At 69.4% G+C, this 19,857-nt stretch carries 19 protein-coding genes; 8 read left to right on the forward strand and 11 right to left on the reverse strand.

The annotated features are described in order from the left end of the window. Nucleotides 1-8: 8 nt before the first annotated feature. The 5 genes from PIGHUM_RS00835 to PIGHUM_RS00855 form a co-directional block, all read right to left on the reverse strand. A complete protein-coding gene (locus tag PIGHUM_RS00835; protein WP_160142088.1) occupies nucleotides 9-1,295 on the reverse strand; it encodes an NAD(P)/FAD-dependent oxidoreductase in 1,287 nt (428 codons plus the stop codon). Next, complete coding sequence (locus tag PIGHUM_RS00840; RefSeq protein ID WP_124077353.1) at nucleotides 1,292-2,602, reverse strand: M28 family peptidase; 1,311 nt, start codon at nucleotides 2,600-2,602, stop codon at nucleotides 1,292-1,294. Before PIGHUM_RS00840 ends, PIGHUM_RS00835 begins: the two co-directional genes overlap by 4 nt. Next, complete coding sequence (locus PIGHUM_RS00845; RefSeq protein WP_124077354.1) at nucleotides 2,599-3,270, reverse strand: dienelactone hydrolase family protein; 672 nt, start codon at nucleotides 3,268-3,270, stop codon at nucleotides 2,599-2,601. Before PIGHUM_RS00845 ends, PIGHUM_RS00840 begins: the two co-directional genes overlap by 4 nt. Before the next feature lie 46 nt (nucleotides 3,271-3,316). Then, complete coding sequence (locus tag PIGHUM_RS00850) at nucleotides 3,317-4,291, reverse strand: Bug family tripartite tricarboxylate transporter substrate binding protein (protein WP_124077355.1); 975 nt, start codon at nucleotides 4,289-4,291, stop codon at nucleotides 3,317-3,319. Between the two features lie 78 nt (nucleotides 4,292-4,369). Next, nucleotides 4,370-5,311 carry a LysR substrate-binding domain-containing protein gene (locus PIGHUM_RS00855; protein ID WP_124077356.1) on the reverse strand — a complete coding sequence of 314 codons (942 nt, stop codon included), beginning with the start codon at nucleotides 5,309-5,311 and terminating at the stop codon, nucleotides 4,370-4,372. Between the two features lie 149 nt (nucleotides 5,312-5,460). Between PIGHUM_RS00855 and PIGHUM_RS00860 the strand changes: the two genes are divergently transcribed. From PIGHUM_RS00860 to PIGHUM_RS00880, 5 genes are read left to right on the forward strand one after another with little or no spacing between them, the layout of a single operon-like run. After that, nucleotides 5,461-6,498 (forward strand): glutamate cyclase domain-containing protein, encoded by a 1,038-nt coding sequence (locus tag PIGHUM_RS00860; protein WP_124077357.1) that lies wholly within the window; start codon nucleotides 5,461-5,463, stop codon nucleotides 6,496-6,498. A 27-nt stretch (nucleotides 6,499-6,525) separates the two neighbouring features. Beyond that, nucleotides 6,526-7,500 (forward strand): Bug family tripartite tricarboxylate transporter substrate binding protein, encoded by a 975-nt coding sequence (locus tag PIGHUM_RS00865; RefSeq protein ID WP_124077358.1) that lies wholly within the window; start codon nucleotides 6,526-6,528, stop codon nucleotides 7,498-7,500. A gap of 26 nt (nucleotides 7,501-7,526) precedes the next feature. Beyond that, nucleotides 7,527-8,303 carry a maleate cis-trans isomerase family protein gene (locus tag PIGHUM_RS00870; RefSeq protein ID WP_246012849.1) on the forward strand — a complete coding sequence of 259 codons (777 nt, stop codon included), beginning with the start codon at nucleotides 7,527-7,529 and terminating at the stop codon, nucleotides 8,301-8,303. A gap of 37 nt (nucleotides 8,304-8,340) precedes the next feature. Continuing rightward, nucleotides 8,341-9,297, forward strand: a complete 957-nt coding sequence (locus PIGHUM_RS00875) for a LysR family transcriptional regulator (protein WP_124077360.1) — start codon at nucleotides 8,341-8,343, stop codon at nucleotides 9,295-9,297. Nucleotides 9,298-9,337: 40 nt separating this feature from the next. Then, complete coding sequence (locus PIGHUM_RS00880; protein WP_124077361.1) at nucleotides 9,338-10,570, forward strand: cystathionine gamma-synthase family protein; 1,233 nt, start codon at nucleotides 9,338-9,340, stop codon at nucleotides 10,568-10,570. On the opposite strand, the gene PIGHUM_RS00885 is transcribed toward PIGHUM_RS00880, so the two are convergent. After that, nucleotides 10,567-12,243: a hybrid sensor histidine kinase/response regulator gene (locus tag PIGHUM_RS00885; protein WP_222929189.1), complete on the reverse strand. Its 1,677-nt coding sequence runs from the start codon at nucleotides 12,241-12,243 to the stop codon at nucleotides 10,567-10,569. The genes PIGHUM_RS00880 and PIGHUM_RS00885 overlap by 4 nt on opposite strands. A 152-nt stretch (nucleotides 12,244-12,395) precedes the next feature. On the opposite strand from PIGHUM_RS00885, the gene PIGHUM_RS00890 reads away from it, so the two are divergent. Continuing rightward, nucleotides 12,396-12,719, forward strand: coding sequence for a 2Fe-2S iron-sulfur cluster-binding protein (locus PIGHUM_RS00890; RefSeq protein ID WP_246012850.1), 324 nt, complete (start codon nucleotides 12,396-12,398; stop codon nucleotides 12,717-12,719). On the opposite strand, the gene PIGHUM_RS00895 is transcribed toward PIGHUM_RS00890, so the two are convergent. Next, nucleotides 12,679-13,632: a LysR family transcriptional regulator gene (locus PIGHUM_RS00895; RefSeq protein WP_124077363.1), complete on the reverse strand. Its 954-nt coding sequence runs from the start codon at nucleotides 13,630-13,632 to the stop codon at nucleotides 12,679-12,681. The genes PIGHUM_RS00890 and PIGHUM_RS00895 overlap by 41 nt on opposite strands. A gap of 114 nt (nucleotides 13,633-13,746) precedes the next feature. On the opposite strand from PIGHUM_RS00895, the gene PIGHUM_RS00900 reads away from it, so the two are divergent. Further along, nucleotides 13,747-14,940, forward strand: a complete 1,194-nt coding sequence (locus PIGHUM_RS00900) for a 3-hydroxybenzoate 6-monooxygenase (protein WP_124077364.1) — start codon at nucleotides 13,747-13,749, stop codon at nucleotides 14,938-14,940. A 127-nt stretch (nucleotides 14,941-15,067) separates the two neighbouring features. Here the strand turns inward: PIGHUM_RS00900 and PIGHUM_RS00905 are convergent, their stop codons facing one another. Both PIGHUM_RS00905 and PIGHUM_RS00910 read right to left on the reverse strand, forming a co-directional pair. After that, a complete protein-coding gene (locus tag PIGHUM_RS00905) occupies nucleotides 15,068-16,015 on the reverse strand; it encodes an aldo/keto reductase (protein ID WP_124077365.1) in 948 nt (315 codons plus the stop codon). A gap of 76 nt (nucleotides 16,016-16,091) precedes the next feature. Continuing rightward, the gene (locus PIGHUM_RS00910; RefSeq protein ID WP_124077366.1) at nucleotides 16,092-16,589 is read right to left on the reverse strand and encodes an acyl-CoA thioesterase; all 498 of its coding nucleotides are present in this window, start codon (nucleotides 16,587-16,589) and stop codon (nucleotides 16,092-16,094) included. Nucleotides 16,590-16,719: 130 nt separating this feature from the next. Here PIGHUM_RS00910 and PIGHUM_RS00915 point away from each other — a divergent pair, with 130 nt between their 5' ends. Further along, nucleotides 16,720-17,556 (forward strand): NAD(P)-dependent oxidoreductase, encoded by an 837-nt coding sequence (locus tag PIGHUM_RS00915; protein WP_124077367.1) that lies wholly within the window; start codon nucleotides 16,720-16,722, stop codon nucleotides 17,554-17,556. On the opposite strand, the gene PIGHUM_RS00920 is transcribed toward PIGHUM_RS00915, so the two are convergent. Beyond that, complete coding sequence (locus tag PIGHUM_RS00920; protein WP_124077368.1) at nucleotides 17,549-18,949, reverse strand: ATP-binding protein; 1,401 nt, start codon at nucleotides 18,947-18,949, stop codon at nucleotides 17,549-17,551. The two genes, PIGHUM_RS00915 and PIGHUM_RS00920, sit on opposite strands and share 8 nt — an antisense overlap. Further along, complete coding sequence (locus tag PIGHUM_RS00925; RefSeq protein ID WP_246012851.1) at nucleotides 18,946-19,656, reverse strand: response regulator transcription factor; 711 nt, start codon at nucleotides 19,654-19,656, stop codon at nucleotides 18,946-18,948. Before PIGHUM_RS00925 ends, PIGHUM_RS00920 begins: the two co-directional genes overlap by 4 nt. Between the last annotated feature and the right edge of the window lie 201 nt (nucleotides 19,657-19,857).

Below are 19,857 nucleotides of genomic sequence, written 5' to 3' on the forward strand. Positions count from 1 at the left end.
TCTTTCCGTTATCTGAGCCGCGAGTTCCACAGCGGCGCAACGGCGCGCATGTCTATGCGCGGATCGCGGCCGCTCGCCACGTCGGCGATGACACTTCCCGTCAACGCCGCCAGGCTGAGCCCCAGGTGGCCGTGCCCGTAGGCGAGCAGAACATGGGGCGCGCCCGGCGCCTGGCCCAGAATGGGCCGGCTGTCGGGCACCGACGGTCGCGGGCCGACCCACTCCGACACCGGCTTGGCGTCCAGGCCCTGGACGAACCGCTCCAGTCCGCGGAAGACCGGCGCCGCCCGCGCATGGTCGGCCCTGGCGTCCGCCGTCGTGAATTCCGCGACGCTGGCCATTCTGAGCCCCGCCGCCATCGGCGTCGCGGCGACCTTGCGCTCCACCATCAGCACCGGCGTGCGCAGCGGGCTGCTGCCCGGCGCAAGCATGACGTGATAGCCGCGCTCGGCCACGAGTGGGATGTCCACGCCCAACCCGCGCGCCAGCCGATGCGACCATGCCCCGGCCGCCAGCACCACGCGGTCGGCGGGCAGCCGCCCCTCCTTCGTCTGCACGCCCCGGGCGTCTATCCCGGTCGCCTCGGCGCGAAGGATGCGGCCGCCGCGCGCCTCGATGCGGCCGGCCAGGCGCCGCGCCAGCGCCAGCGTGTCGGTGACGTAGCCCATGCTGGGTATCCAGACGGCGCCGCCGACGTGCTTGGTCAGCGCGGGCTCCATGGCTCGCGCCTGCTCGAGCTCCAGGGTCTCGCACGCCACGCCCAGGCTGCGGCGCAGCGCGTAGGCCGCCTCGGCGGCCCGCAACGCCGCCGCCGAACCGAAGATGTGCAGCGCGCCGGACTGGCGCGCCAGGTCCTCGCCCCCGATGTCGGCCAGCACGGGCCGCCAGGCGTCCCAGGCCTGGGCCATCATCGCCGCCATGGCGAGCGTGCCCACGTGGGCGCGCTCGCCGGTGCCCTGCGCGATGAAGCGGGCGAACCAGGGCAGGTGCCGGAGGACGTATCCGGACCGCACGATCAGCGGACCCTGAGGATCCCGCAGCAGCCGGATCGTCTGCCGAAGAATGCCCGGCGTCGACTGCGGAATGATGGAAGCCGTGGCGATATGGGCGGCGTTGCCGAAGCTCGCGCCTTTCCCGGGTTCGCCGCGATCGATCACCGTCACGTCGTACCCGTCGCGCTGCAGGGCATGGGCACAGGCCAGGCCGACCAAGCCCGCGCCGAGCACCACGACCGAACCGCGCAAAGGGCTGCCCGCTTGCCGCGGCGCGGCGGCGCTTTCCGGCACGGCGTTCACGCGGCCTCCGCGGCGCGATCGCGCAACTCGGCCAGGCTGTCGGCGCGCAAGGCCTGCCACAGCACCCCCGCGGCCACGACGGCCGCATTGCGCAATTGGCCTTCGTCCACCAGCGCTCGGGTGTCGGCGGGCGTCAGCAGCAGGCGCAGGGCGCTGCCGGGCTCGTCGAATCCGGCGATCAGGCGCATCGCGGGAATGCCGCAAGCGGCGAAGTTCGCATGGTCGCTGTTCGCCATCAGCGGCAGGTGGATGCCGACGTCGTTGCCGGCCAGCCCCGCGCCCGCCCGGGCGAACTCTCCCAGGCGTTCGAATCCCGAGGTCAGCGCGGTCAGGCGCGGAGACCCCGCCAGCGAATCGAGGTTGACGTTCAGCGCCATCGCCGCGCGGCGCGGCTCGGGCATGGCCGCCAGCCACTCGCGCGAGCCGTTCAGCGCCCACTCCTCCGCGCTGAACAGGCACACCGTCAGCCCGCGGCGCATGGCATGCATCCGCGGGGCGAAAGCGCGCGCCAGCGCGATCGCCGCCGCCGCGCCCGTGGCGTTGTCCAGCGCGCTTTCGGCCAGCGGGTGTCCGTCGATGTGCGCCGACAGCACCACGCGCTCTTCGGCCCGCTCGGCCTGCCCGCCCGGCAGATCGAGCACCAGGGTGTCGGTGCGGGCCTGCGGCAGGTCTTCCCCCCTGATCGTCAGGCGGACGCGCGCGCCGGCCTTTTGCAAGGCCTGCGCGGCTTCGGCGGAAATGCCCATGGCGGGGATGCCCGGACCGCCCGCGCGGCCCGAGGAGCCCGATACCGGGCCGACGCCGGCCTCGGGCTGGACCACCAGAAAAGCGGCGGCGCCCGCCCGATGCGCGGCGCCGAGCTTGACGCGGCGATGGACCGTCTGGGTGGAAAAAGGATATTCATGCCGGACCATCACCGCGTGGCCGCGGACGGCCTCGCCCGCCGCGGCGATCATGTCCGGCGTACCGCGCCCCAGGTCGAGCACGGGCAGATCGACGCCCGCTTCCGGCGTAAAGGCCGTTCCCAGCAGGGGCACGGCTTCCAGCTGCCTGCCGTCGGGCAGGCTCGTCAGAGAAGCATGGTCGCACCGCCATCCGGCGTAGGCCGTCGGTTCGCGCGACACCGGACCGAACGCCGCCAATTGGCGCTCGCACCACTCCTGGGCGGCGCGCTCGCTCGCGGTACCCGCCATGCGTCCGCCGTGCCGGCACAAGGCCTCGAAATCCGTCCACAGTTCCCGGTCGTTCCGCAGGCGCCGGCCGAGCTCGTCGAACGCCGCGCGCTCCGCGGCAGCGTCCCGCGTCATGCCAGGTGCTCGTCGAGGAAAGCCAGCGTGCGCTGCTGGGCCAGGGCGGCCGATTCCGCATGGTAGAGATCGCGCTGGTCGCAATTGAAACCGTGTCCGGTGGCATAGAAGTGGACGATGGTCGCGGGCGCGACGCGGGCGGGCTCCAGCATTTTCTCCTTGGACACCAAATGGTCGCGCTCGCCCCAATGCAGCATCATGGGAATGCGCGGCGTCGGCTCGAGCACGGTGGGAATGGCGTTGCCGTAGTAAGAGACCGCGCACGCGAATCCCTTTCCGCGCGCCGCCGTCACCCAGGCGGCGGTGCCGCCCCAGCAAAAGCCGACGATGCCCACCTTGCCGGCCTCGGCCACGGCGCGTCCGGCGGCCTCGATGTCCAGGACCGCGCCGTCCCAATCGATCAGCTTCATCAAGGCCTGCCCCTTGCGCACGTCGTCGTCGCCATACCCCAGGTCCAGCCCCGGCTCGACGCGATCGAAGACGCTGGGCGCGATGGCCAGATAGCCCCATTCGGCATACCGGTCGGCCACGCTGCGCATATGGCTGTTCACGCCGAAGATCTCGGGCAGGATGACCACGCCCGCCCGGGACTTGCCCTGCGGCCTGGCCACATAGCCGTCGAATTCGAAACCGTCCGCCGCTGTCAGGCGCATCCGTTCACCGCTCATCTTGCATATCCTCCTTGTTCGAACGAGCACCCGCAGGTGCCGTTCATCAATCCACTTTGATACCGGCTTTCGCGGCCACGTCGCGCCAGGCGGCGAATTCTTTGCTCATCAGGCCGGCGAAGGCCGCCGCGTCGCGCGTCGAGGGCGAGATGCCCAGCGCCGCGAAGCGCTCCACGATGGCAGGATCGCGCATGGCGGCCGTCACCGCCTTCGCGATGCGGGCCGAGATATCGGCGGGCAGCCCCGCCGGCGCGATCACGCCCCACCAGTTCAGGACGTGCACGCCCTGCACTCCCAGGCGGTCGAAGGTGGGAATCTCGGGAAAGTCCTTCAGCGGCTCGGGCGACGCGACGGCCAGCGGCCGCAGGCGGCCGTTCTTGACCAGGGGCATGCCCGACGCGGTGCTGGTGAAGATGGCATCCACCTGCCCGGCGATGGTCTCGTTCATGGCGGGTCCCGAACCACGGTACGGCACGCTGACCAGCGTGGTCTTGGTGCGCAGCTGGAGCAGTTCGGCGGCCAGGTGGCCCAGCGAGCCGGGGCCGGCATTGGCGATATTCACGGGACGATCGTGCGCCTGCTTGAGGAACGACGGCAGGTCGGCCGCGCCCGAGGCCGGCACGAACAGCACCAGCGGCGCGGATCCCACCTGGGCGATGGTGGAGAAATCCTTGGCCACGTCGTAGCCGGGCGACGCATGGCGCACCGCGGCGTTGAGCACCAGGGCCACGTCGGCCAGCATGATGGTGTAGCCGTCGGGCGCGGAGCGCGCCAGCTGCGTGGCGGCGATCGCCGTATTCGCGCCGGCGCGGTTGATGACGACGACCGATACGCCGAGCTGTTTTTGCAGCGCCGGAGCCAGCGCCCTGACGACGATGTCGGAGGCGCCGCCAGGCGCGTACGGCACGACGAACTCGATGGGGCGCGAAGGATAGGGGGAGTCCGCGCGGGCGGGAGCGGAAGCCGCCGCGGCGCAGGCGGCTCCCGCCAGGAAAAGGCGGAGAAGGGAGGAGGCACGCATGTCTTGGACGCCCGAAAGAATAGGAAGCGCCACATTAAGTTCGGGCCCCGGGAGGGTCAAACGAAAACTGGCGGACCCTCATTCCGTCATGGAATGCCACGAATCCAGGTGTTTTTGTATACGCATCTGCGTCGTTTCGGCTTCCGCCAGCATCCAGTCCAGGAACCGGTCGCGCGGCCCGCCGTGGCTGGTGCCGGTGGGCAGCACCGCATGGTAGGCATACCGGGTGCGCACGCATTCGCCCAGCGGCCGCACCAGCCGGCCGTTTTCCAGGTGGTCCAGCACGAGGAACAGCGGGCATATCGCCAGGCCCAGTCCGGCGACCACCGCCGGGATCAGCACGGAGAAACCCTCGAACAGCAGCCCGCTGCCGGCGCGGGGGTTCCACCCCGGCGCGGCGCTCGTGCTCCATTCCCGCCAGTCATAGCCGCGCTGCGCGCGATGCAGCACGGGCAGGCCCTGGAGCTGGCGCAGCGTGGCGCGCGTATCGCCCAACAAGCCGGGGCTGGCCACCAGCGCCATCTCCCGCCCCAACAGGCGCATGGCGCGGGCGTCGGGCCAGCGCCCCGCGCCGACGCGGACTTCGAGGTCGAAGCGTTCGCTCACGGGAGAGAAATCCGGCAGCCGCGGGCGGAGGATCAAGCGCGTTCCCGGCGCGCGCTCGCGAAAGCCCGGCAGGCGCGGGATCAGCCAATACGAGGCGAAGGCCGGCGACGCGGAAATCTCGACCGCGGCGGCGGGGACTTTCTCTCCCGCCACCTCCTGGGCGATGGCCCGGCCCTCCTGGAGCATGGCCATCGCATCGCTCGCGTGCGCGAGATACGCATGGCCCGCGGGCGTGAGCGCCAGCGTTTTTCCCGACCGCACGAACAGCCGGCAGCCGAGCTGCTCCTCCAGCGCCTGGACCTGTTTGCTGACGGCGCTCTGCGTCAGGCACAGCGTATCGGCCGCCCGGGTAAAGCTGTTGCAGCGGGCCACCTCGATGAAGGCGCGCAGGACGGGAATGGAAGGAATGGTCATGGGAACCGGGGGCCGCAGGCAGGCGAGCGGGATGCGCCGCTCTTCATAATATTTGCTTATCGGTAGCGCCGAGAATTCGATTATGCGATCGAGTCCGGCGCGATCCAGAATCGCTCCCAGTCTAATCCAGAGCCACAGCGGAGCATCCGATGCCGGACATCATCGGCGAGTACGTCGACCGACTCGTCACCGTTGAAATGCGCAATCGCGCAATGAACCACAACATCATCGGCGGGATCTACGAGCAGGCGCGCGCGGAGGGCGGCGGCAGGCCGATCAGCGCACGCGCCGCGCAAGCCCTGGTCGATGCCGTGCGGCCCGGCGACCGCGTCCTGATCGTGACCGGCGCGGGCTACGCGCCCGAGGCGCCGAACGGCGAAAGCGACGGACCGCCCGGCGCCGCGGCGCTGGCCCATGCGCTGTTCTGGGGATTGCGGGCCGTGCCGGTCTTCGTGACCGAACCCTGCCATGCCCCGCCGGTAGTGGCCAGCAGCCAGGCCGCCGGCATCATGGTGCGCGACTACGCGCTGTGCCACGACCGCAGGATGGGCGCGGCGCTCGCGGTCTCGCCCGAACGGCAGGAGGAAGTGGCGGCCTGGGCCGCCGGCCTGCTCGACGCCTACCGGCCGAGCGCCATCGTCGCCATCGAGCGGCTGGGACCCAACGAGCACGGGGTGATCCATTACTCCACCGGCGTGCGCCCCGAGGCCTGCATCGACCTCGCGCCGCTTTTCGAGCTGGCCGCGCGGCGCCGCATCCTGTCGATCGGCATCGGCGACAACGGCAACGAGATCGGCTTCGGACGCATCTTCCCGTTCATGAAGGATTTCCATCCCTATGGTCGGCGCTGCCAGTACGAGGGCGGCGTCGGCGTGCCGACCACGGTCGCCACGGACATCTTCTTCCCGGCATCGATATCCAACTGGGGCGCCTACGGCCTGAGCGCCATGCTCGCCTTCCTGTGCGGCCGGCTCGACGTGCTGCATACGCCCGCCGTCGAACGCGAGGTGATCCGGGCCTGCCTGGACGCCGGCGGCTGGGAAATGCGCTATTGCACCTCGCGCTTCATCGTGGACGGCACCGAAGGCGAAAGCTCGATGGCGATCGTCCAGCTCTTGCGCGACATGGTGCGCGTCAACATCGCTTCACCCGACCGTGGGCTGTCCCACGGCGACCTCGACCACTAGATTTTTCTTACCTCAGGAGAGTCCGACATGTCTGCATCGCTCAGACGCATATTTGCCTGCCTGTTCGTTTCGCTCGGCGCCGTCGGCGCGGCCCACGCCCAGGCGCCGGCGTCTTCCGGCCGGCCGCTGCGCATCATCGTTCCCTACGCCTCCGGCGGCCTGGCCGACATCACCGCCCGCCTGCTGTCCGAGCACCTGACCGCGCGGCTGCACCAGCCCGTGGTGGTGGAAAACAAGCCGGGCGCCAACGGCGCGATCGGCACGGCCCAGGTCGCCAAGGCCGCGCCCGACGGCAATACGCTGGTCTACGTCGTCAGCTCCCACGTCTTCGGGCGCGCGCTCATCCCCGACCTGCCGTTCGACCCCATCAAGGACTTCGCGCCCGTCACGCTGGCGACGCGCACGGCGATGGTGCTGGTGGCCTCGCCTTCGCTGCCGGTGAACAACGTGCCGGAACTGGTGGCCTACGTGCGCGCGCGGCCGAACCAGCTCGCCTTCGCCTCGGCGGGCAACGGCAGCAACGTCCACGTCTTCGGCCAATGGTTCGCCGACCTGGCCGGGCTCAAGATGACCCACGTTCCCTACAAGGGCAGCGCGGCCGCCCACATGGACCTCATCGCCGGCCGCACGCAGATCGTGTTCGATACGCTGGGCGCCGTGCAGCCGCACGTGGCCGCGGGCAATCTCAAGATACTGGCCGCGGGCGCGGAAAGGCTCCCGCAATACCCCGACATCCCCACGGTCGCCGAGGCCGGTTACCCCGGATTCCGCGCCGAATCGTGGGGCGCCGTGCTGGCTCCCGCCGGCACGCCGGCCGCGCGCATCGACCAGCTCAATCGCGAGATCGTCGCGGCGCTGAAGCTGCCCGAGGTCCGCAAGCGCCTCGAGGACGCCGGCGCGCAAGTGGTCGGCAGCACGCCCGCCGAGCTGGGCGAAATCCTGGTGACCGAAGAAAAGAAATACGGCGAGCTGATCCGCCGCATGGGGATCCGGCTCGAATGATCCAGGAACCAGGAAGGAGCATGTCCATGAAAGCCGTTTCCCTCTACGCGCCCTACGGCTGGAAGGCGAAGATCGGCCTGATCGTCCCGTCCACCAACACCATCAACGAGCCGGAGTTCTGGCGCATGGCGCCCGATGGAGTCGGCGTGTTCGCGGCCCGCGCCATGCTGTTGGGCAGCATGACGCAGGAATCCTACGTCGCCATGGCCGAGGCGACCCGCTCGGCCGCCGAACAACTGGGCACCGCCGAGGTCGACATCGTCGCCTACGGCTGCACGTCCGGCTCGTTCATGTGCCCGATGTCCGAGCTCGTGGCGGACCTGCGGACGCGCGCCGGCGTGCCGGCGCTCGCCGCCTCGGGCGCGGTCGTCGCGGCGCTGCGGGCGCTGGGCGTACGCAAGGTGGCGGTCGCGACGCCCTATGTGGAGCTCGTCAACCGGCGCGAGCGGGAATTCCTGGAGGAGTACGGCTTCGGCGTAACGTCGCTGCACGGCCTGCAAATGGGAGAAACGCAGGAAGAACGCCGCGGCATCGGACGGGTTCCCCCCGAGGCCATCTACCGGCTGGCCCGCATGGCCGACCGGCCCGAGGCGGACGCCGTCTTCATTTCGTGCACCAATCTGGCCTCGCTCGGCGTAATCGCGGCGCTGGAGCGCGACCTCGGCAAGCCCGTCATCGCCAGCAACCAGGCCTGCTTCTGGGCATGCATGAGGCGCCTCGGCCTGAACGACGCGGTGCCGGGCTACGGCAGCCTGCTCGAGAACTGCCTGGCGCCTATCGACGACTCCGCCTTCGAAGTATGATCGGCGGCATCCGAGCATCGATAATCGCATCGCCACCTTGGCACGTCCGCTGAACTTCCGCCAGCTCGAAGCATTCCGCGCCGTCATGCTGACCGGCAGCATGACGGGCGCCGGACATGCCATGTCCATTTCTCAGCCCGCGGTTTCGCGCCTGATCCACGACCTCGAGCACGAATTGAAGCTGGTGCTGTTCCAGCGCCAGGGCGTGCAAATCATCGCGACCGAGGCGGCGGTGCAGCTATACCGGGAAGTGGAGCGGCACTTCTCGGGTGCCGACCGGATCCGCGAGGCGGCGCGCGCGATCCGGCTGTCGACGACGGGCTACCTGCACGTGGGGACGATGCCGAACCTGGCCTCGCACTGCCTGCCGGAAGCCATCGGCCTGCTGTTGCAGCGCCATCCCGACGTCGTCGTTTCCGTCCATCCCGACAGTTCGATCAACCTCGTTTCCATGCTGCTGCACGCGCAGCTGGACATCGTGTTCGGCGCGCTTCCGCCCGACCCGAACGGACTGGAGCACGACCCCTTTCCCTCTACCCAGGCGGTCTGCGTCATGCCGGCCTCCCACCCGCTCGCGCGCAAGAAGCGGGTCGCGGTCAACGACCTGGACGGACAGGATCTCGTCGCGCTCGGCCAGGCCAGCCGCCAGCGCATCCAGCTCAACAACGCGATGCTGGCGGCCGGGGTGCGGCCCAACATCCGCGTCGAGACCATGCATTCCTCCTCGGTAATCGGCTACGTGAGCCGCGCGATCGGGATCGCGGTCATCGATCCCATCGCCATCATCGGCCACCGGACGCCCAAGGTCGCCATCCGGCCCTTCACGCCCACGATATCGCTGGATTTCTCGGCCGTTTACCGGCGCAACGTGCCCAGGTCGGACGCCGCCACCACACTCACCCGCGTGCTCAAGCAGGTGGTCGCGGACAAACTGGGGGAGATGGAAACCCGGATCCCCCAGGCGGCGGGCCGCCGCCGGACGGGCAAGGTTTAAAATGGGGGCCACTCTTCTTCGATAGACCCCAGTCCAGATCATGTCCGAAGGCTTCACCACCCGTATCCTGCACAGCGACCGCCGCGGCTCGGTCGAGCACGGCGCCCTGCACAAGCCCATGCACACCGCGTCCGCCTTCGGCTACGAAGACGCGCAAACCCTGGTCGACGTGTTCCAGGGCCGCAACCCGGGATATTCGTACGGCCGCCAGGGCAATCCCACCACTGCCGCGCTCGAGACCAAGCTCACCGAGATGGAAGACGGCATCGGCACCGTGTCCTTCTCGACCGGCATGGCCGCCATCGCCGCGGTGCTGACCACGCTGCTGCGCGAGGGCGACCACGTCGTCTCCAGCGGCTTCCTGTTCGGCAATACCAACAGCCTGTTCGCCACCATGAACGGCCTGGGCGTGGACGTGGACTTCGTCGACGCCACCGACGCCGCCAACGTCGAACGGGCGCTGCGGCCCAACACCCGCCTGGTGTTCGTCGAGACCATCGCCAACCCCCGCACCCAGGTGGCCGCGCTGGCCGAGATCGGCGCGCTGTGCAAGGCCCGCGGCGTGCTGTACGTGGTCGACAACACCATGACCTCGCCCTACCTGTTCCGCCCCAAGGCGGTGCAGGCCGACCTGAGCATCAATTCGCTCACCAAGTACATCTGCGGCCACGGCAACGCGCTGGGCGGCGCGGTCACGGACACCGGCCTGTTCGACTGGACCGCCTATCCCAATATCAGCCCGTCGTACCGCGGCATCAAGCCGGCCATGCAGGGCCTGCAGCAGATCAAGAAGAAGGGCCTGCGCGACATGGGCGCGACCCTGGGATCCGAAGCCGCCCATCGCATCGCGGCCGGCGCCGAGACCCTCAGCCTGCGCATGGACCGCGCGTGCGCGACGGCCGACGCGCTGGCCGCGCAGCTCGCCGCCCATCCCAAGGTCAAGCGCGTCTATCACCCGAGCCTGCCTGACCATCCGCAGCACGAACGCGCCCGCGCCCTGTTCAAGCGCGGCGGCGCGCTGCTCAGCTTCGAGCTGCAGGACGGGCTGGATCCGGTGCGTTTCCAGAACCAGTTGCGTGTCGTCATTTCCGCCACCCACCTGGGCGACAACCGCACGCTGGCCATTCCGGTGGCGCAGACCATCTACTGGGAAATGGGCCCGGAACGCCGCCGCGAGATGGACATCGCCGATTCGCTGATCCGCGTCTCGGTCGGCATCGAGGAGCCCGAAGACCTGCTGGCCGACTTCGCCCGGGCCTGCGACGCGGTCTAGCTTCCCGTCCCGGATGCCGGTACGGGCTGGCCGGCAACGCCTTGCCAGCCGCGTATCGCGGCAATGAGCGCGACCGGCCGGTAAGGCTTGCTCACGTGCGCCTGGAAGCCGCTTTCCAACGCGCGGCGCCGATCGTCGTCGCGCGCCAGGGCCGTCACCGCCACGGCGCGCAGCGCCTGCGCATCCAGGCCCATGTCGCGGCGCACCGTCTCCATCAACTGGTAGCCGTCCATGTCCGGCATGCCGACGTCGGCCACCATCACCGCATAGCGGCCCGGCTGCGCCCGCGCCAGTTCTTCGAGCGCGGCATGGGCCGAGGTCACGCCGGTCACCTCGGCGCCATACTCCTGCAGCAGCCGCACCAGGTGTTCGAGCATGTCCGGCTGGTCTTCCACCGCCAGGATGCCGAGTTCCGCCAGGCAGCCGGCGTGCTGCGGTTCGCCCCAGGCTTCGTCGTGCAGGGGTATGTCGCCGACGGCATGTTCATGAACGGGCAGGCTCACCGTAAAGCAGGCGCCCAGCCCTTCGCCCTCGCTTTCGGCCCAGACCTCGCCGCCATGCATCGCCACCAGTTGCTGGACGATCGACAGCCCCAGGCCCAGCCCGCCGTGGCGGCGCGAGATCGAGCCGTCGGCCTGGCGGAAGCGCTCGAACAGATAGGGCAGGAACTCAGGATCGATGCCCACGCCGGTGTCGGCAACCTCGATCTCGAAACGCGCGCCCACGCGGCGCGCGGACACGCCGATACGTCCGCCCGAGGGCGTGAACTTGATCGCGTTGGACAGCAGGTTCCACAGGATCTGCTCCAGCCGCGAGGAGTCGGCCCGCACCAGGCAAACCTCGAAACTGGGCTGGAAAGCCAGGCTGATGCCCTTGCCCTGCATGGACGGGCCGGCCGACTGCACGACCTGGGCGACGTAGGCGAAACCATTGACCGGCGCCAGGTCGAGCTTGACCTTGCCCAGGAAGATCGCGCTCATGTCCAGCATGTCGGAGATCAGCGTGGCCTGGGTATGCGCGCTTTGCAGAATGGTGGACAGCCCCTTGCGCAGCGCCTCGTTGTCCGGGTCGGCGCGTTTGAGCAGCAACTGGCCCCAGCCGACGATTACCGACAGCGGCGTGCGCAGTTCATGGGACAGCGTCGCCAGGAATTCGTCCTTCAGGCGCGTGGCCGTTTCCGCCGCCTGGCGCGCGGCGCGTTCGGCCTCGAGCAGCTGCTCGCGCTGGGCCTCCATGGCATGGCGCGCCGTCACGTCGCTGAAAAGAATGGCCACCGTGGCGTCGCGTGGATCGCCGCAGCGGCAGGCATACACGTCGAACCAACGGCCCATGGCCTGGGCGCAATGGTCGAAGCGCACCGGCTCGCCGGTCAGCGCGACCTGGCCGTAGATCTGGAACCAGTACCGCTCGTGATCGGGCACCAGTTCGCGTATGCGCTTGCCCAGCGCATCGTGCAAGCCCGCCTGCACCACGAAGGCGGGATTGATTTCGAGGAATCGGTAATCGACCGGCTCGCCGTGCTCGAACAGCATCTGCACGACGCAGAAACCCTGGTCGGTGGACTCGAACAACAAGCGGTAGCGGTCCTCGCTGCGCTGCAGGATCCGGGCCGCGGAAGCATCGTCGGCCATCAGGCATTCGGTCCGCGGGGCCGCCGGCTCGCTGGGCTGCATAGCGGATGCTCCTCCTGCGGATCGACGTTGGAAGCGGCAGTGTACCGAGAGCATTCCCGCCTAGTTGTATCAAGGCATGTCGAGCCGGCGGCGCAGGAGATGCTAGGATCGCATCCGCGGCGCGCCGCCCCGCTTTCCGTACCCACCTTGCCTTGACCGATTCCGCCTCCCCCGCCGCGATCCATGCGGTCACGCTGCTGCCGCAGCAATGGACCTTCACCGCAGGCGACCAGGAAAGCCTGGTCGCGGCCGCGCGCCGCGCCGGCATACGCCTGCCCACCATTTGCCGCAACGGCACCTGCCGCACCTGCTTCTCGCGCCTGGAAAGCGGCAGCGTGCGCTACCTGGTGGAGCGGCCCGGACTGAGCGCGCAGGAAAAGGCGGAAGGCTTCATCCTGCCCTGCGTGGCGGTAGCGACGGCGCCCATCGTCATGGTCAATCCGCACGCCGAGCGGCTGGACGGCGCGGCCGGCTGACCGCCGCCGCGGCCGGCGCGCCGCCCTGCAGGAACAGCTCGGCCAGCATCTGGCGCAGCCAGGCATGGCCGGGGTCGCGATGCCAGCGCGCGTGCCAGTACTGGTTGACCGCGTAGCGCTCGATGGCGATCGGCGGCGCATACAGCGCCAGACCTTCCTGCCGCGCGCAGATCTCGCCCAGCAGCCCGGGCACCGTGGCGACCAGGTCGGTCTGCGCGAGCACCGCCGCCAGCCCCAGGTAGCTGGGCAGGCGCAGCACCACCTCGCGCGCCAGCCCGGCCCGGCGGATGGCCTGTTCGACGATCAATTGGCTGGTGGTGGACGGCGATACGTCGATATGTCCCTCGCGCGCGAAATCCTCGGCGGTGAGGACCTTGCCGATGCGCGGATGGCGCAGCGCGGCCACGCACACGAAATCCTGCTCGAACAGGCGCTGGCGATAGAAACCGGCGTCGAGCTGCGGCATGAAACCGATGGAAAGATCGGCCTCGCCTTCCTCCATGCGCGCCGGCGTGTCGGGGCCGATGCGCTGGACCTCGATGCGCGCCGCCGGCGCCGCCTCGCGCAGCCGGTTGACGATGCGCGGCAGCAGCACGATGTGGCTGATGTCCGTCATGCACAGGCGGAACACGCGCGCGGAGGTTGCGGGATCGAAGACAGTGGGCGCCATCAGCGCCTGCATGGCCGCGAGCGCGGCGGCCACCGGCGGCTCCAGTTCCCTGGCGCGGGCCGTGGGCTCCATGCCCGCGCTCGTGCGCACGAACAGCGGATCGTCGAACAGTGCGCGCAGCCTGGCCAGGAAGAAGCTCATGGTGGACTGGCTCATGCCCATGCGCTCGGCCGCCGCCGAGACGCTGCCGGTGCGGCGGATCTCGTCGAACACCCGCAACAGTTTGGTATCGATGTTCTGCAATTTCCTGGCGGCCCGAATCGAAAATATCGATTCAGGCTATCGATGCCGTTCCATGGAGTCAAGCGCGCGGGCTCACTAAGATGGCCGCCATCCCGCTTCAGGAGGAGACATACCATGACGACACCAACCCACCCCACCGCCATCGTGGTCGGCGGCGGCATCGGCGGCCTGGCGGCCGCGCTCGCGCTGGCCCGGGAAGGCGTGGCCGTCGAACTGCTGGAGCAGAGCCCCACCATAGGCGAGATCGGCGCGGGCATCCAGCTCGGCCCCAACGCCTTCGCCGCGCTCGACGCGCTGGGCGCGGGCGAGGCGGCGCGCCGCCGCGCCGTTTTCACCGAACGCCTGATCATGATGGATGCGGTCGATGCCACCGAAATCGGCGGCTTCGAGGTCGGCGAGGCGTTTCGCCAGCGCTTCCGCAATCCCTACGCGGTCATCCACCGGGCCGACATCCACTTGTCCATCCTCGAGGCGGTGCAAGGCCATCCGCTGATCCGCTTCAAGACCTCCACCCGGGTGGCCGCGCTGGAACTGGGCGACGGCAAGGCCACCGTGATCGACCAGCGAGGCGGCCGCCACACCGCCGACGCCGTGGTGGGCGCCGACGGCGTCAAATCGGTCATACGCGACACGGTGATCGGCGACGAAGCGCGCGTGACGGGCCACGTGGTCTATCGCGCCGTGGTCGACGAGGCCGACATGCCGGACGACCTGAAGATCAACGCCCCGGTGGTATGGGCCGGCCCCGACTGCCACCTGGTCCACTATCCGCTGCGCGGCGGCCATCAATACAACCTGGTGGTCACTTTCCACAGCCGCGACGTCGAAGTCTGGGGCGTGCGCGAAGGCAGCAAGGAAGAAGTGCTGTCCTACTTCGAAGGCATCCACCCTCGCCCGCACCAGATGCTGCACCGTCCCACGTCGTGGAAGCGCTGGGCCACCGCCGACCGTGATCCGCAGCCGCGCTGGGGCCGGGGCCGCGCCACCGTGCTGGGCGACGCCGCCCATCCCATGACCCAATACCTCGCCCAGGGCGCCTGCATGGCCCTGGAGGACGCCGCCACCCTGGGCGCCGCGGTGCGCCACACCCAGGGCGATCTGGAAGCGGCCTTCCGTCTCTACGAAAACTCCCGCATCACCCGCACCGCCCGCGTCGTGCTCTCCACCCGCGCCATGGGCACGCTGTACCACGCCAAGGGCGTCGAGCGGCTGGTGCGCAACTCGCTATGGGTCGGCCGCACGCAGGAGCAGTATTACGACGCGATGCAATGGCTGTATGGATGGCGGGTGGAGACCTGCTTGAGTTAAGCCCCCCCCTACGCGCTTCGCGCGCGCCCCGGGGGCAAAACTGGCGGACTGGCGAAGCCAGATCCGCGGTTTTCTGGGGCTATGCGCGCTGCGTTGAAGGGGGGGTCCTCCTGCCCAGCCCGCTCGTTCAGCGGCTGGCGTGGTCCAGCAGGGACAGGGCGTCCGCGTCCAGTTTCAGGTTGGCGGCGGCTTGGAGGGAGTCCAGCTGGGCTTCGGAAGTCGCGCTGGCGATGGGCGCCGTCACCGCCGGCTGGTGCAGCAGCCAGGCCAGGGCCACGGCGGCCTGGGTCGTGCCCAGGCGCGACGAGACCTGGTCCAGCGCCGCCAGGATGGCCATGCCGCGCTCGTTCAGGTAGCCGCCCACGCGGCCGCCGCGGGCCTTGCCTTCCAGGTCGGCGGCGGTGCGGTATTTCCCGCTCAGGAAGCCGCTCGCCAGCGCGTAGTAATTGATCACCGCCAGGCCGTTCCGCTGTACCACCGGCGCAAGATCGGTCTCGAAAGCCTGGCGTTCGACCAGGTTGTATTCGGGCTGTAGCGTGGCGTAGGCCGCCAGGCCGTTAGCCCGGCTCACGTCGAGCGCCTGCTGCAGCCGCGCGCCCGAATAGTTGGAGGCGCCGATGGCGCGCACCTTGCCCGCGCGGACCAGTTTGTCGAACGCCTCGAGCGTGGCTTCCAGCGGCGTGTCCGGATCGTCGCGGTGCGCCTGGTAGAGGTCGATATAGTCGGTCTGCAGGCGCTTGAGCGACCCTTCCACCGACTTGGCGATATAGGCCGGATCCAGCCCGCCCTGGCTGCCCAGCGCCGGCGTCCCGACCTTGGTGGCCAGCACCACGCTGTCGCGCTTGCCCGAGCGCTTGAGCCATTTGCCGATCAGCGCCTCGGACTCGCCGCCCTGGTTGCCCGGCACCCAGCGCGAATAGGCGTCCGCCGTGTCGATGAAATTCATGCCGCGCTCGGCCAGCGCATCCAGGATCCGGAACGACGCCGCCTCGTTCAAGGTCCAGCCGAATACGTTGCCGCCGAAGGCGACGGGAAACACCTGCAGCCCGGTCGTGCCGAGCGGTCGATAAGTCATGGCTGCCTCTGCGGAAAAAGAGTGGAGAACCCCGACGATAGCAGGGAGCGGGGCGCTCGCCCGTCTCCTGCTTTCCTTATGCGGCGGGCGGCGTCTTGATTTCCTTGATCATCTGCTGGCGCCGCTCCATCTCCTGGCGCAGTTCGCGCCGCAACTGCGCCGCCTCGAAGCGCTGGCGCTCTTCCGCGGTCCGCGGCTGGAGCGGCGGAACCGCGGCCGGGACGCCGTCGTCGTCCACCGCCACCATCGTGAAGTAGCAGCTATTGGCGTGGCGCACGGATTTATTGCGGATGTCCTCGGCGACGACCTTGATGCCGATCTCCATGGACGTGCGGCCGGTGTAGTTGACCGATGCATAGAAGGTCACCAGCTCGCCGACGTGGATGGGCTGGCGGAACATGACCTGGTCCACCGACAGCGTGACGACGTAGCGGCCCGCGTACCGGCTGGCACAGGCGTAGGCGACCTGGTCCAGGTACTTGAGAACGGTGCCGCCGTGGACGTTGCCCGAAAAGTTCGCCATGTCGGGCGTCATCAGGATGGTCATGGAAAGCTGGTGCTGGGAATCGTTCATGGCGCACCCGCGCGCGAAATGGGATGCGGAAATTGTAGCCGCCGCGATGGCGTAAGATGGGCCGCTGCGGCCCGGATTCCGGGGCGCTCCCCGCGCCGGCAGGATCCGGTGCCCACAGCAAGGAAGGATCATGACGTCACCGACACTCGCCATCCTACATCCCGGCGCCATGGGCGCCGCCGTCGGCGCCAGCCTGCGCGCGGCCGGCCGCCGCGTGGTGTGGGCCAGCGCGGGCCGCAGCGCCGCCACCGTGCAGCGCGCCCAGGCCGCCGGGCTGGAAGACCTGGGCACCCTGGAAGCGGCGGTCCGCGCCGCCGACATCGTGTTCTCCATCTGCCCGCCGCACAATGCCGTCGACCTGGCGCGCACGGTGGCAGGGCTCGGCTTTCGCGGCATCTATGCCGACGCCAACGCGGTCTCGCCCTCCACCGCGCAGGAGATCCGCGCCGTAGCCGAAGGCGCGGGCGCCCGCTTCCTGGACGGCGGCATCATCGGCCTGCCGCCGCGCAAACCGGGCACCACCCGGCTGTTCCTGGCCGGCCCGGACGCCGCCGCCACGGCGGCGCTGTTCGAGGGCGGCCTGCTGCACGCGGTCGCGCTGGACGGGCCGCCGGGCAGCGCATCGGCGCTGAAGATATGCTTTGCCGCATGGAGCAAGGGCTCGACGGCGCTGCTGGGCGCCATCCGCGCCCTGGCGCGGCACGAAGGGGCCGAGCAGGCGCTGCTCGCGGAATGGGAACGGACCAATCCCGGCCTGGTGGCGCGCTCAGAAGAAATCGCGCAGAAGGCCGAAAAAGCCTGGCGTTGGGTGGGAGAAATGGAAGAAATCGCGGCGACGTTCCGTCAGGCCGGGCTGCCGGACGGCTTCCACCTCGCGGCGGCGGACATCTATACCCGGCTCCAGCCCTACAAGGATGCGGAGCAGGCGCCGCCCATGGATGGCGTGGTGGAGCGGCTGCTCAAATAGCCATCGGCAGGTGGAGGCTGACCAGCAGGCCGCCGCCGGGGCGCAGCGCCGCCTCGGCCCGTCCGCCATGGCGGCGCATCGCGGCAGCGGTGATCGCCAGCCCCAGCCCGGTTCCGCCGCTCTCGCGGTCGCGCGCATCGCCGAGACGGAAGAACGCTTCGAACAGATGCGGCAAGACCGCCGCGGGCACGCCCGGCCCGCGATCGGCCACGGCGATGCGCAGGGTGCCGTCGGCTTGCGTCAGCGTCACGTCCACCTCGCCTCCCCGCGGCGAAAAACGCAGCGCGTTGCGCAAGACATTGTCGAGCGCGCTCGCCAGTTCCGCCCGGTCCGCGCGCACGGCGGCTGCGCTGTCGCAGCCGGCAGCCCGGATCCGGAGTTGCTTGGCCTGCGCCTCGAAACGGGCATTTTCCACCACTTCGCGCACCAGCTCGCCCAGCACGACGTCCTCCATTTCATGCGGCGGCTGGCCGCGCAGCCGGGCGACCTCCAGAATCTGCCCGATCATCTGGTCGAGCCGCTCGCACTCCCGCTCGATGCGGTCGAGCTGCGTCGCCTGGCGCGGTCCGCCGCGGCGCGCCAGGTCGAGCGCGACGCGCAGCCGGGCCAGCGGCGAACGCAATTCGTGCGACACGTCGCGCAGCAGCCGCTCTTTGAGCACCACCAGCCCATGGATGCGATCGGCCATGGTGTTGAAATCGCGCGCCAGCATGCCGAGTTCGTCGCTGCGCCTGTCCAGCCCCGGCTCCGCCCTCGCGGCCAGGTCGCCGAAGGCCAGCTTGCGCACGCCGTCGCGCAGCAGGCCGACCGGGCCGCTGATGTTGCGCGCGAGCAGCCAGCATATCGGGGCGCTCACCGCAAAGCAGAACAGCAGTAAGAACCACGAAGTCTGGGGATGATCGAATACGTCCAGCTCGGAAAGCGCAAAAGGATCGAACAAAAGCTCGTAGCGGGTGCCGTCCTCCAGTACGATCCGCCGAATGTTCCACCAGGATGGGCGATAGGCCGACGCTTCGGACGGCGGCTCGGCGGTCGCCTCGGCACGCTGTTGCGCCTGGGCTATGCGCAAGGGGGCGCGGGCGCGGTAGAAGCCCAACCTGTCGGCGCTCAGCGCCGACAGGGTCTGCCCCGCGATCTCGCGGTCCTGGGTGTCGACGATGTACGCGCCCAGCGCCGGATGGCGCCGATGGAGCCGCAGCACCCATTCGCGCAGGGCCGCCTCGCCCTGGAGCGCCGCGGCGCGCGCCTCGCGCGTGAGATCGTCGGGATTGACGTCGTAGAGCTTCTTGACGTGGTAGGCCAGCACGGTCCCGACGATTGCCATGCCGCCCGCGAGAATCAGCCCCATCGCGATCCAGAACGACAGGAAAATCCTCAGGAACAGGGACTTCACGCCTTGCCCGCCAGCAGCATGTAGCCGAGGTTGCGCAGGCCGCGGATCGCGGGCGCGCCGGCGCCCGCCGCGGCCTGCCGCAGCTTGCGGCGCAGGTTGCTGACATGGGTGTCGAGACTGCGGTCGTAGGCTTCCAGCTGGCGGCCCAGCGCGGCCTCGGTCAGGTGCTCGCGCGTGACCGCCGTGCCGGCATGGCGCATCAGTATCTCCAGGACGCGCAGTTCGGCCGAGGTCAGCGCCAGCGGCCGGCCATCGACGAACGCCTGCTGCACCTGGGGCAGCAGGCGCAGCGGCCCGATCGCCAGGCCGGCCTCGGCCTGCGGCGCGCGGCCGGCCGAGCGGCGCATGACGGCGCGCATGCGCGCCAGCAGCTCGGCGGGGCTGAAAGGCTTGCAGACATAGTCGTCGGCGCCGGACTCCAGCCCCTGGATGCGGTCTTCCTGCGCGCTGCGCGCAGTCATCATGATGACCGGCGTATCGCACGAGCGCCGCACCTGCCTGAGCACCTCGAACCCGGACATGCCCGGCAGCATCACGTCCAGCAGGACCAGGTCGAAGTCGCGCTGCGCCAGCAGGCCGGCCGTTGCCGTTCCATCCTGCGAGAAATGCAGGTCGAAGGGCTCGTCGGCGAAGAATTCGGCCAGCATCTGCGCCAATTCGGCGTCGTCATCGGCCAGCAGGACGGCCGGCTGCGCATGGACCTGCACGGCGTCGGCGGAAAAAGTTCCGCCTGAAGGCAGTCCGCCTGGATGTGGCCTGTACCGCACAGTTCCTCCCTATTTATCCAAAGATAGCCAAAGAAACGTCAAGAAATCCAAAGATCCAAACCTTGATGCCGGATCGTGGTCGCCGGGCAATTATAGTCAATAGCAATCATTCTCATTCATTCCCTCGATACATGCCCGATC

The sequence above is a fragment of the Pigmentiphaga humi genome (assembly GCF_900606115.1).
In the GTDB taxonomy this organism is placed as follows: Bacteria; Pseudomonadota; Gammaproteobacteria; order Burkholderiales; family Burkholderiaceae_B; genus Pigmentiphaga; species Pigmentiphaga humi.